10 protein-coding genes are annotated in these 12,284 nt (G+C 49.6%); 5 read left to right on the top strand and 5 right to left on the bottom strand.

Going from position 1 to position 12,284, the window contains the following annotated elements; translation table 11 throughout:
- The first annotated feature begins 533 nt into the window (after positions 1-533).
- The 4 genes from ACO6UY_RS09115 (at position 534) to ACO6UY_RS09100 (ending at position 6,250) form a co-directional block, all read left to right on the top strand.
- Entirely contained in the window at positions 534-1,082 is a 549-nt protein-coding gene (locus ACO6UY_RS09115; protein ID WP_422449935.1) for a hypothetical protein, read from the top strand.
- A 347-nt stretch (positions 1,083-1,429) separates the two neighbouring features.
- Positions 1,430-3,892 (top strand): TcfC E-set like domain-containing protein, encoded by a 2,463-nt coding sequence (locus tag ACO6UY_RS09110; protein ID WP_422449934.1) that lies wholly within the window; start codon positions 1,430-1,432, stop codon positions 3,890-3,892.
- Between the two features lie 93 nt (positions 3,893-3,985).
- A complete protein-coding gene (locus ACO6UY_RS09105; protein WP_422449933.1) occupies positions 3,986-5,020 on the top strand; it encodes a hypothetical protein in 1,035 nt (344 codons plus the stop codon).
- A 402-nt stretch (positions 5,021-5,422) separates the two neighbouring features.
- A complete protein-coding gene (locus ACO6UY_RS09100) occupies positions 5,423-6,250 on the top strand; it encodes a hypothetical protein (protein ID WP_422449932.1) in 828 nt (275 codons plus the stop codon).
- Between the two features lie 250 nt (positions 6,251-6,500).
- Here ACO6UY_RS09100 and ACO6UY_RS09095 read toward each other — a convergent pair whose 3' ends face one another.
- Positions 6,501-7,247 carry a hypothetical protein gene (locus ACO6UY_RS09095; RefSeq protein WP_422449931.1) on the bottom strand — a complete coding sequence of 249 codons (747 nt, stop codon included), beginning with the start codon at positions 7,245-7,247 and terminating at the stop codon, positions 6,501-6,503.
- Between the two features lie 414 nt (positions 7,248-7,661).
- Between ACO6UY_RS09095 and ACO6UY_RS09090 the strand changes: the two genes are divergently transcribed.
- Positions 7,662-8,051 (top strand): hypothetical protein, encoded by a 390-nt coding sequence (locus ACO6UY_RS09090; RefSeq protein ID WP_422449930.1) that lies wholly within the window; start codon positions 7,662-7,664, stop codon positions 8,049-8,051.
- Here ACO6UY_RS09090 and ACO6UY_RS09085 read toward each other — a convergent pair.
- The 4 genes from ACO6UY_RS09085 to glnL all read right to left on the bottom strand — a co-directional run bounded on the left by ACO6UY_RS09085 (position 8,033) and on the right by glnL (position 12,133).
- Entirely contained in the window at positions 8,033-8,749 is a 717-nt protein-coding gene (locus ACO6UY_RS09085; protein WP_422449929.1) for a molecular chaperone, read from the bottom strand. The genes ACO6UY_RS09090 and ACO6UY_RS09085 overlap by 19 nt on opposite strands.
- A gap of 152 nt (positions 8,750-8,901) precedes the next feature.
- Complete coding sequence (locus tag ACO6UY_RS09080) at positions 8,902-9,216, bottom strand: hypothetical protein (RefSeq protein WP_422489690.1); 315 nt, start codon at positions 9,214-9,216, stop codon at positions 8,902-8,904.
- Positions 9,217-9,577: 361 nt separating this feature from the next.
- On the bottom strand, positions 9,578-11,056 hold the full coding sequence (gene glnG, locus ACO6UY_RS09075; protein WP_422449927.1) for a nitrogen regulation protein NR(I): 1,479 nt from the start codon (positions 11,054-11,056) through the stop codon (positions 9,578-9,580).
- Positions 11,057-11,059: 3 nt separating this feature from the next.
- Positions 11,060-12,133, bottom strand: coding sequence for a nitrogen regulation protein NR(II) (glnL, locus tag ACO6UY_RS09070; RefSeq protein ID WP_422449926.1), 1,074 nt, complete (start codon positions 12,131-12,133; stop codon positions 11,060-11,062).
- Positions 12,134-12,284: the final 151 nt, after the last annotated feature.

Below are 12,284 nucleotides of genomic sequence, written 5' to 3'. Positions count from 1 at the left end.
CGTTGCTCATAAGTTGGATGGGAATAGGCAATACCCCAAGCGTGAAGAAGCGGCAGTAAAACATCATCAAATGATAGGTATTGAGACACATTGCGCGAGCATAAAATTGTCAATTATTCACAAGGCACAGATGCTTGAGTACTGCATACTCGTAAAAACCGATGGTTAGAAAACTTATTTGATATAAGTCACAAAAAGCTTGTGTATAATTCCGGAATGTTGAAAAATCGCGGCTAAATATAATGACTGACCAAATGCTTTTAGTCTGTGTGAATGCAGAAAAAGACTTTGGTCGTAAAATAAACATTTTCCGGTGTTGACTTGAGAAGGTTTGTGGCTGGGTTTACGGAAAGAGTGAGTGAATTGTTAACTGTAAACAGTGAATGGTTGGGCTTGGCGAGCTGGGCATACCTTGGTAACCATTCACTCTTCACCCTGAGCACTTCCCTTTTTCCCGCTCACAAATTAAACGTCACCGTATAATAATGTAACCATAAGAAAACAGCAGTTAACCACTGCGTGAGGGCAAAATAATGAAAAAATTAAAGACATTGGCGCTGACGACGGCGGTTTCTTTGGGGTTGTTGGGGTCTAATGCTTCTATGGCCGAAACTCAAGGAAGTCTCGGGGCAACATCTGAGGGAACTTTTGATATTAAACTTAGCCTTGGGCAAATTGTACAAATATGGGGCTTTAATGATTTGTACTTTACAGGTAATGACAAGTCGCCTGCTATGAATCTATGCGTCAAAAATAATGACACTAATAATACTGTCAGGCTCAGTGTGGAAGGAAGTTTCAAATTAGGCACTCCAACCGAAAATGGTGCTAACTATTCTGTTTCCATAACTGACACCTCTAACGCAAAAGAATCAGTCTGGGGTAGTGGTGCATCTGAGCTTGACTCTGGTGAATTCAGTACTGTGGGCTACACAACACAAGATTCATCTGATGCTGTAGATACAACTTCTTGTGCTGATGGCTCTACTTACAATGCTGTAGACCTTACAGTTCAAGTTAAAGGCACAAAGGGAACAGGTGTATTTAGTGACACAGTTACTGTAACTGTATTCCCAATCTGACCTCATTCCCACGGTTCCCCGTGGGAATGCATACCCAAAAACTGGAGTCAAGTAAGAGAAACCAGGGTCAGAAACAAGGGTCCAGAAAAGCAAACAAGGGTCAGGTCTTGATTCTTGAAACAAAGGTAGGCCGGTTCGCTGGCCTCGTTCCCACGCAGAGCGTGGGAACGAGAATATAAACTCTGAGATCCCTGTGCCACCGCCAGGGATCGTGAAAACGCTGAAAATACTGGAGCAATTTTCAGCATCTTTGTGGTTAAACAACCAGGATAAGACCACCTATTATGCGTCGTTGGCAGTACATCGCTAGATTGTTTTTTGTATTTTCCATGTGCGCTTGCAGCCAAATGGCACTTGCTGCCGACCCTATTTTTCTTGCCGCCACCAACCCACCCGCCGGGTTTGAAGATCTCAGCAGCACCCAGCAATCCCTGGTGGATATCTATTTCGGCAACCGCTATATCGGCTCCCAGCTGGCCTCGTTCAGCCCCGGCATTATTGAACTGCCCAACCCCGCTGAGCTGGTGCGCCAGATCGGTAATCTGAATGACCCAACCCTGATTGTCAGCACCCTGACCGGCGAACTGAACAGCCATAGTGATCGGGTGTGCCTGAATGATTCATCACAAAACTGCGGTATCCTGGAAACGCGGGTGGCCGGGGTAATCTTTGACGAATCCCGCTTCCGTGTGGATATATTCATCAACCGTCGTTTTATGCTGACCCGCGCCGCCGATGTGCGCAAATACCTGCCCCCTTCCGATGCGGGCTTTGCCCTGATGCAGAACTTTTCTGCGGCGGTTTCCGGCTCCACAGCCGAGGGCAGCGATAACAGCTATACACTCAATGGCCTGACCATGGCCGCCTGGAAAGAAAACAACCTCTACTGGAGCTGGGACTATTCCGATACCAACCACTTCTCCGTCAATCAGTTGTACGGTCAGCGGGACTTTGAAGGGGTTGAATACAACGCTGGTCTGTTATCCACCAGCGGTTTTGGCTTCAACCTGACCTCTGACCAGCCGATGGTCGGCCTGCGAATTAACAGTTCCAACAATACCCGGGAAGACCTGGACTTCTCCGGTGGTATGCCGGTGGCCGTGTTCCTGCCCACCCGTGGCCGGGTGGAAGTGCGCAAGGATGACCGACTGATCGACAGCGAGTTCTTCGAGGCAGGTTCCCAGCAGCTGGATACCAGCAGCTTTCCCAGTGGCGCTTACGATATTGAAATTCGTATTCTCGATGAAAGCGGCAATCGGACCACCACGGAAACCCGCTTCTTTGCCAAGCAGAGCCAGATTCCACCCAGCGGCGAATGGCTGTTCTTTATGGAAACCGGCCGGGTGGTGAACCGTCAAGCGGATAAAGCCCTGCCAGAGCTGACGGAACAATGGCTGACCCGCGCCGGAGCCAACCGTCGGGTGCTTGATACTCTGGCCGCCACAGGTGCGGTGGCCATCAATAATGACGACGCCCTGATGGAGTTCGGGCTTTACCACTTTGGCTACCGTTATGAGATCTCACCATCACTGATGCTGGCAGATAATGGCAGCAAGGGTTTTACCGTCAACAGTCGTCTGAGTCTGGGTGACTTATCACTTTCGGGAAACTACCGTCGTTTATGGCACGATGAGTCACTGACTAACGATGTTGATGATGATGGCAATGAAATACCCGGCCTGTTTGGCAACGCCTTTGAACAGCACTCTTTTTCTGCTTCCATGCCCCTGTTCGACGGCAGCCTGGGCTACCGTTACAGCCTGAACCAGAGCTATGACGACAACAACGAAGAGCAGGACCCGACCCGTACTCACAGCCTGGACTATCGCCGTACTCTATTTCGCACCTTTGATTACGATGGCGATGTGACCCTGAGCCTGAGCAAATCCAGCGATACCGAGATTGGCCTGGTCAGCTTCAGCTTCCGTTACCGTGCAGACCGCTGGAACTTCCGGGCCACACCACGGGCACAGATCAGCAAGCGGAATGGTGAAACCGACAGTTCTGAACGACTGCGGCTTTCTACCTCCTGGGTTGATGGTCATCTGCTGGATGGCGATCTGCGTGTTGATGCAGGCGTTGAAGGCGGCACCGGTGATGAACGTATGGATGGCAGCGTGCAGTACGCCAACCACTATGGCCGGGCCAGCTTCAGTGCCAGCCATACCCGCAGCAGTGACAGCAGTATCACCTCCTGGGGCGGCAGTATGAGCACCAGCTTCCTGACGGACGGTGAAGTGTTTGCCCTGGGTGGTGAAGAGCGTGCCGAGAGCGCCCTGGTGGTGAATCTGGATGGCCGCCCCGGTGATGTATTTGACGTAAAGGTAAATGGCCAGCGTCGTGGTTATGCCATTGCCGGCTCCCCATCCATTATTGCCCTGTCACCCTACGAGCAATACCGGGTCAGCCTGAGTCCGGCCGGTGAAACCCTTTACAGCTTTGATGAGCGGGAAAAAACTGTCACCCTCTACCCTGGCAATGTGGTGACTCTGGATTACGAAGCGATTCCCCTGCAGCTGCTGTTTGGACGACTACTGTTTAACGGTCTGCCACTGGAAGGTGCCCGTATTAACGGGGGCCTCTTCCCTGGCAGTACAGACGATATCGGTATGTTCCAATTGGAAACCCGTTCCGATGTCGGTAACCTGCAGGTAGAACTGAACAATGGCTGGCTCTGTCAGCTACCGGTTAAACCACTGAATGCCGGTTATGTATTGCAGATGGGCACCATAGATCTTGCCGATGCCCAGTGTGCACCGTTGCTGGAGGGCCAGCTGGCGATTACCGGGCGAAATGCTATTGACGAATAATGTCATTTCTACCCGTTAGTCAGCCTGCAGAACGCTACAGGCTGTCAAAATCTGGAAACATAACCAACCAATCCCTATTTATCAGGACATACTGTGAGCGCTGTTGTCACACAAACCTATAAAAAAAAGGCAAAACCTCTCTCAACTTGCCTGTTCTTTCTTTTCTGCATTACCGCTTTTCAAGTAACAACGGCCTATGGTGATAGAGACTGTGTTGGCAACAACTGTGATCAGGACGGTAACTACTGGGTTAAAGTGAAGCGCCTTCCCGATATGCTGCCTTTGCCTGACTGGAATGGCCAGAAGTCTGTTCCCGGAAATACCGAAACCAGCGGTAAAAGTCAGTTTTGTACCATTGCCTATTTAGAAGGCAGACCTCGTACAATGTTTGATCCGCAAGTCAGTATTTATGGCCCCGCATCTGATAGCAAATATATCTTGAAAAATGGCGGCCATTCTGTACCTGTAACCCTTGAAATCGAATCTGTTGCGGGTAGAGCCCCCCAGGATAAAACTGAATTTAAACCAGGGCAGTCGATCACCCTGACTGGCAATAATGGGTTTAGCCTGTGCAGAAATAATGAGCTGATTATTACTGCGACTGTTCGCCGGGAAGACATCCTGAAAACTGGAATGACAGGAAACTATCGCAGCCTTTTCCGGTTTAGTTCTGAGTCCACTATGGACGGTAAAAGCCTTGGTCCAGCCTGGATGGAATTTGAGGTCACACTTAGGATATTGCCTGTTATTCAAATATCACAACTGGGCAATATTCCCCTTATTCCCAGTGGAAACTCTGCCAAAGGTAGCCACCGGTTCTGTGTTTATGCCATGGGTTCTAATACATTTTCACTGGAAGCATCCAGCCTGACTGGAACCAGTCGGCCTGAACAAAAATTCGCTCTGAAAAATGGAGATAACAATTACATCAACTATGAACTTACAGTTACAGACTCCAAAGCAACCAGTAAGTCTTACGATAAAAATAGTGACCAAGAGGGGTTTTCAGCCACCGATGACTATCAATGTTCATCAACAAACATGATCGTAGAGGTGATAGTGCCAGATATTAATAAGCCAGCAGGCACTTACATCGATACGATGACATTTACGGTGACTCCGGACTAACCAGCCATCATCAATCTCCACTTTGTTATACGACGCTGTTTGACCGGATGGATTTTGGGTGAAAAATCCGTCACATTAGCTCCTTGTATATAAGCCTGATCTGATAAGGCTGGTTTCCAACTCTATAGAGTCTGTAACATCAGTCAGACGTTAGAATAATAAAACAGGGTCTGGCCATCTTTTATCTCAGTATGAGCGAAGTGATGGCACTGACAGTAATCAGTTATGTTGTATGATATTTTCTCGATCGTTCTAAAGTGCTTTCCCCCTATCGTTTTCACTCTATGGGTCCCTCTCTCTTTTGCTACTTTGGAATGCAGCTCACTTTCCGGAAACAGTGAACGCTGCACTGACGTGATTGGGCTGGAAGACCAGGAAATCACGATTCAGACAGAAGAGATCATGAATAACAGCTCTGTGATTTACGGCGAACAGCAATATTGTATTCTTTCCTATACAAAACCCTCTGCTAACAGTGATATCAACGCCTGGAGTCGTTTACCGTTTGATGTGCAGGTGGATGGCGATACGGCAGGTGACGATTTTGTCTTAAGAAATGGTAATAATACATTGCCGGTTGCTTTTAAGTGGCGTGGTGGTGCTCCAGTAAGTGGCGACTCCATTTGGGAAGAGCCTGGTCCGAGAAATCTGACTTCGGATCAGCAAGGTGCCACCTCCTGTGAAGATCAGCCCTTTTCTCAAGCATGGGTTCGGTTTGAGCTGCTGTCTTCCGAACTGCAAAGTATCCTGCCAGGCAGTTACAGCGGTAACTTTTCCGTTGATATCGGTCAGGGTTCAGCGAGCTACCATTCTGATGTTAATTTCACGGTAAACTTGCCAACCCTGGTCAAGATCAGCGGGTTGGACGATATGGTGCTGACCAGACGAGGCAATAATCGCTATCGCCAGGATGAGCCCTTTTGCGTGTTTGTGTCAGGGGGCGCTGATTATCGTATAAAGGCCAGCGGTGGCGCAGAAGCAAACGCCCCCTTCCTTCTTTCCAATGGCAGTAACACCATTCCCTACAGGGTGCGTTTATCCAGCGATGGGTCCAAGCTTAGTAAGGTCGATCCCGGAAAATGGCTGGAGGCAAAGAACAGCAGTACCTCGCTAAATTGCAGTGATAGTAACAACACTAAAGTGAGGGTTGTGGTTCTGGATAAATGGATAAATGGTAAGCCAGCCGGAGTATACAAAGGCACACTTTATCTCACCGTTGAGCCTTTATGAGAAGACTGATACTAATATCTGGCTTATCCCTTTCCTTACTTCACTTTTCCGGACACTTTTTCTCTCGTCCCCATGCTCCTGAGGTTGTCGCAAAACCCATAAAAGGGTCTCACCGCGTAGGCCACGAGTCGGCTCGCCTGCGAACCGACCTGCATCAAGACCATTTTTCCGGGTTTCGGGACGCAGGTTTCGGGTCAACCTCGCTCCGCGTGGGAACGAATGCAAACTACATTGAAACTCCGTGTCTGCTTTACGGCTCAATGGTTATTTCCATAACATCGCTGTAACTGCCTGCGCTGCGTGCCGGAAGATCTGACTTCAGAATCTCCACCCGTAACCTGACATTGGTGGAACCATTACAGATTTTACTGCGACTGCTCTTATATTTATATTTGCTTTTACCCGGACCATTAAAAATACTCCAATTTGAACTCCCATCCCCCCTTAAACTGATGCGATAAGAAATTTTGTTCCGGTTGGTACTGTCTGACAGGTAAAAGCCCTCAAGGGGACGTCTGGCGGATTTCAGACTCACCCTGTAATAAGTGCCATGGGTACCATACACACAAAAAAGCATTTCCTTCCACAACCATGCGCCGCCACCATCTTCCGGGGTAATCTCAACATCACTTAAGCCGGAGATGCGGTACAGTGTTTTAATATCCAGATCAATCCGGATTATTTTTGACTCCCGGCGGCTAGGAGGCCCGACAGTGAAGTCCAGCCAGGCCTTTTGCAGTCCAAGCAAGTCAAGCGTTTCTATTTTTTTACTGGCGATATGAATCTGCAGTTCAAATTCATAATCAGGACACTGGGATGGACCTGAAGAACTGCCTGAGGCAATAGTTGCTACTGAAGTCCTGTCGGGCTGAAGCTCTATTTTTTTTCCTTCTACCGCCTTGCCTTTGCCGGTAAACACCACTTTGCTGATGAAACTGTCATTAAGTCCACTTCTATAGAGGCCGGTGCTCAAGGGTCCAAATCTGAGTTCTTTCATATCATCCCCTGGGCTAACCGTGAGACAGAAGGATGTCTTGAGAACCAGCGTTTCTTCGCCGCTCCAGACCTCACTGAAGTTATCGTCGGGCATATTTATGAATGGCTGGTTACCGCCCTGCTCAACCCGGCTACCCTGTAATCCATCAACCTGAAATGAAAGAAAGAGGAGAATTCCCCATAAAACAGAAAATCTCACAACTCACTACCGAATAAAACTACCAACTGACAAACAGCCTGTTTACCACAAACATTACGGCCCGGCAAAACTCATTTCTCGTTTGCGTTGCTCTTTACTTTGCCGCACTGACAACACCGCTCCCGACCGTAACTCAAAGGCAGCAGTTTGAATATTTGCATTTCTACTGCTCTGGTCTGGCTTTGACACTCCAGGCAAGTGATGAGGATGATAATAATGACCGTCGAACGTTACGAGTTCCGCCTGACCCGATTAGAAGAAGTGAGGAAGGTGCGTCGTAACCAGGTGGATACCAGCAAGGGGGTGGATACCCTGGCCAGCCATATGAAGAAACATCAGGACCTGCTGCTTTCCAACCATAAGGCTACTGCCGACCTTGAGCAGGTGGTGCTGACACTGCCCCGTGATCTCAAAACCTTATCCGTTAAAGTGGATCAGAATCATATTGCCATGGAGAGCTATATTGATTTGTTTCCGGGTCTCCGGCAATCCTGTTCCCAAGATTTCGGCAGGGTGCCAGATGGTTCTGTTAAGGAACTCTCGAATCATCCCACCGGGAGCTTCACCAAGCGACAAATCGCCTGTATTTACAGAGAGAACTTCTGAGTCTCCTCAAACTCACCATCGAACAGGCCATACTGAATAAACCCTTTACCTTTTGCTGCACCCTCGGGCAGAGGCATTTCCCAACTTTCACCGGCATAAATACGAGTACCGTCGCTCAGGTCAGTACAGCTCTCTTGCGCATTACTGGTGCAGTATTTTCCATTACGAAGCACCACGTTGATATTGCCGCTATTGGTAAACGTCATTTTGCCATTATCCAATTTACCCTCCACTTTATACTCAGGGTTCTGAGGGCGCACAAAGACCAGGGCCTGATAGGCTACCAGCAGTTTGATGGCGGTTTGTTTGGCTTCCAGGTCACCAACCACAGGACGGAAGGTTACTCGATAGACCAGCTCTTTATCTTTGGGGGTTTCCAGACTCACCAACCTTACGGTTTTACGGCCATTGGGCGGAATAATGGCTTTTCCCGGTGTGGCCAGCAGTTTGATGTCATTGGGGTCTGTTACCCGAATACGTTCTTCCTGCTCCGTACCGGGATTGATGACGTTGTACACTTCAGTTTGCAGGTAGAGATTTTCTTTATCCGGATTGGAGACCACCACATCCTGCCGTGGCAGCTGGTCTGGCTTGAAGTAGACGATCATACGATCAAGAGACATGGTTGCCAGCACTTGTGAGCTGGCGATAAGAGTGACCAGCAGGCAGGCTCCACGGACAAGACGTTTCATGAACATATAATGGCAATTCCGGTTTGCCCCGGGCCAAACTTCGCTGCATAAGCCAGGGAGGTTTGAGGCGACAGGGGATGAACAATATTCCGCTATTCTATTGCCACGAAAAATAATCTCAAATGGGTTTTACTGCCTAAGTTGCCTGAAACTTACCCTTACTCGGCTTGAATCAATAACGTCGCAGGCTGTTTTGAGCCCTGAAAACCGGCTACCGGCTGGGCAGTCAATTGTCTGCTGCTGTTACGGCAGTCGTTTTCAACACCAAATATGGCGGAGGGCTGCCCGGTAATCCGGGTTTCTCCCGCTGGCTCAGAGACGCTTAAATCAACACCGTCGGCACCGCTGGAGGCCAGGCTGAATTGGGATAAGCCACGCCCTGAGACACAGAGGGAAACCGGGCGATCAAAACTCAGCGTACTGGTTGGGATAATATCCGGATTACCGTTTTCATCCGTTGCACTCTCATCCACAATGACAACCTGCGACTGCAAGGACGGGTAAACAATGAGCGTGATAGAAAATGAACCGGTGGAGGTGTTACCCGGTTTTCCCTGGGTCGCTGCTTCAACGTATGTCAACGAAGTGACGGCAAATATACCAAATAGGAAAAATGCGCCAATTCTCTGGCGTAGAGATAGAGTCCGTTCCATGATGCTACTGCCTTACTGCCACATCCTGTTTTCAGTATAGGCAGTGTGAAAGACGTACTATTGACCTTATGTCCTGTAAAATTTCCTTATATCAGGAGTAAGCTTTTTAACCATGGAAACAGAAATACGATATAAAAACTTTTTGTCTCCGTGTCGTTTATGCCCTTAGATATTGCGGTACTTAACCAATCAGCTCTTCTTCCAAAGGCGCTGAGGGCTCTTCCAAAGGCGCTGAAGGCTCCAGGTTCAGCTCCTTAATCTTCCGGGTAAGCGTATTCCGGCCCCATCCCAGTAACTCTGCTGCATCTTTTTTACGGCCACCGGTATGGGCCAGTGCTGATTCAATAACAATGGTTTCAAAGGCAGGCACCGCCTGATCAAGAATGCCGACCTGCCCCGCTGCCAGCTCACGATCACACCATTGGCGGAACAGTTGCTGCCAGCTGCCATAGCCGGTTACCGAACCCAGGTCACTGTCTCCCTTATCCATCAACTCTGGGGGCAGGTCAGAGACCAGCACTTCACGGCCAGAGGCCATCACAGTTAACCAGCGACAGGTGTTTTCCAACTGCCGGACGTTACCGGGCCAGTCCAGAGTGCTGATGTAACCGGCCGTTTCAGGGTGCAGGATTTTCGGTTCCACTTCAAGCTCTTTGCCTGCCTTGTCCAGAAAGAAACGCGCCAGTCGTGGAATATCTTCACGACGATCCTTAAGCTTTGGCAGATGTACCCGGATGACATTCAGTCGGTGAAAAAGATCTTCACGGAACTTGCCTTCTGCCACCAGTTTTTCAAGGTTCTGATGGGTCGCTGCAATAATTCGCACATCGGCTTTAACCGGCGTGTGCCCACCCACGCGGTAAAATTCGCCATCGGCCAACACGCGCAGTAAGCGGGTCTGGGTATCGGCGGGCATATCGCCAATTTCATCCAGAAACAGGGTACCACCACCGGCCTGTTCAAAACGCCCACGACGCATGCCTCCGGCACCGGTAAATGCACCTTTTTCGTGACCAAAGAGTTCAGACTCAATCAGGTCCCGGGGAATCGCTGCCATATTCAAGGCAATAAAAGATCGCTCCGCCCGGGGGCTGTGGCGATGCAGTGCCCTGGCCACCAGCTCTTTACCGGTGCCGGATTCACCATTAATCAATACGGTGATGTTGGAGTGCGACAGGCGGCCAATGGCACGAAACACTTCCTGCATGGCAGGGGCTTCACCGATAATCTCCGTAGACTCCTCCTGTTGCAGGGAGGCCTCCGGAACCGCTGCCTCAGCCAGTTGTTGCTGGCGATGTTCCTGACCGCGCTTGACCAGCGCTACCGCTTCATCAATATCAAAAGGCTTCGGCAGGTACTCAAATGCTCCGCTCTGGTAGGAAGACACGGCGCTGTCCAGATCCGAGTGTGCCGTCATGATAATAACGGGAATATCCGGCTTCCGTTCATGAACCGCCTTCATCAGTTGCAAACCGTTCATGCCCGGCATCCGGACATCACTGATCAGGGCCTCCGGTTCACTGTGTTCCAGCGCTGCCAGCACTTTTTCCGGCGCATCAAAGGATTGTGTTTCGATACCGGCTGAATTCAGGGCCCGCTCCAGAACCCAGCGTATTGCCTGGTCGTCATCCACGATCCAGACTTTGGAACTCAAACTCATACCTCACTCCTGTGTCATATCCAGCGAAAGCGGTTCTCTGGTGATGGGTAAGAACACGTTAAAAATGGTTTCACCCGGCTTACTCTCACACTCAATCAATCCCTGATGCAGGCTGATGATGGACTGTGCCATGGGTAACCCCAGGCCCGTTCCATCGGCACGACCACTGATCATGGGGTAGAAAATATTGTCGATCAGATCAGGCGGAATTCCTGGCCCGTTATCAATAATGGACAAGTGACAAACCAGCCGCCGTCGCTGGGTGCCGATGGTAAATTGTCTTGCAATACGGGTTCTCAGGGTGATCAGGCCTTCAGATCGCGGCATAGCCTGATCAATGGCCTGCATGGCATTGCGCACCAGGTTCAAAATGGCCTGTATCATTCGTTCAAAGTCACCCGGTATATCGGGAATACTTGGATCGTAGTCTCGTTTGAGCCTGAGTTCTCCACCGGTTTCGGCATTGATTAACTGCATCACCCTTTCAAGTACTTCATGAATGTTCAGGTCTTCCATTTTTGGTGGCTGAAGCGGCCCCAGCATCTGGTCGACCAGGTCACGGAGCCGATCCGCTTCCTGGATAATAATCCCGGTAAATTCTTTCAGCCCCTGGTCCTCCAGTTCCCTGGCCAGAAGCTGAGCCGCGCCACGAATACCGCCAAGGGGATTTTTTACTTCATGGGCCAGCCCCCGAACCAGAATTCTGGAGGTTTCCTGCTTGGCGATCAGAGACTCTTCCCGGGTAATTTTCTGAACCCGGTCACGGGGATTGATTTCCAGAAGCAGCCTTGCTTCCCCGCAGGTGATGGGTGAAATGCTGTAATCCACATTGATCATCTCCCCATTGATGGGAAAGTCGGTTTCCCGACGGGTAAACTTCTGATACTGAGACAGACTGCGATCCAGATCAGCCTTGAAGTTTTCGTCAGGAATCACCGTGGTTACCGGCTGGTTCAGAATCCTTTTCAAACTGGTATCCAGCAGGGTTTCTGCCGCCGGATTCAGGGTAATCACCCGGAACTCCCGGTCGAGCACCATCACCACGGTATTCAGGTTATCCAGAATGATGTTTTGCATAGTTCCTGTTTCAGGGATTATCTCTTCTAAAGAGCCAGGTAAAAGCTGCTTCATGGTCAGGTATTGTTATTACTTTTATGGTGCATTTCAGGCTCTGTTGACCTGAATCTGATGCGAAACGGTATTGGCTATCGTTAATGCAAAAACCAAA

Source organism: Endozoicomonas sp. ALE010 (genome assembly GCF_049310165.1).
GTDB lineage: Bacteria > Pseudomonadota > Gammaproteobacteria > Pseudomonadales > Endozoicomonadaceae > Endozoicomonas.
Note: the sequence above shows the minus strand (reverse complement) of the source record. Positions and strands in the feature narration are given on the sequence as shown.

Bases quoted from the DNA above. Each gene is read 5' to 3' on its own strand.
- ACO6UY_RS09090 (WP_422449930.1), top strand. From the start codon at position 7,662: ATGACCGTCGAACGTTACGAGTTCCGCCTGACCCGATTAGAAGAAGTG.
- ACO6UY_RS09095 (WP_422449931.1), bottom strand. From the start codon at position 7,247: ATGAAAGAACTCAGATTTGGACCCTTGAGCACCGGCCTCTATAGAAGT.
- ACO6UY_RS09085 (WP_422449929.1), bottom strand. From the start codon at position 8,749: ATGTTCATGAAACGTCTTGTCCGTGGAGCCTGCCTGCTGGTCACTCTT.
- glnG (WP_422449927.1), bottom strand. From the start codon at position 11,056: ATGAGTTTGAGTTCCAAAGTCTGGATCGTGGATGACGACCAGGCAATA.
- glnL (WP_422449926.1), bottom strand. From the start codon at position 12,133: ATGCAAAACATCATTCTGGATAACCTGAATACCGTGGTGATGGTGCTC.
- ACO6UY_RS09110 (WP_422449934.1), top strand. From the start codon at position 1,430: ATGGCACTTGCTGCCGACCCTATTTTTCTTGCCGCCACCAACCCACCC.
- ACO6UY_RS09100 (WP_422449932.1), top strand. From the start codon at position 5,423: ATGAATAACAGCTCTGTGATTTACGGCGAACAGCAATATTGTATTCTT.
- ACO6UY_RS09115 (WP_422449935.1), top strand. From the start codon at position 534: ATGAAAAAATTAAAGACATTGGCGCTGACGACGGCGGTTTCTTTGGGG.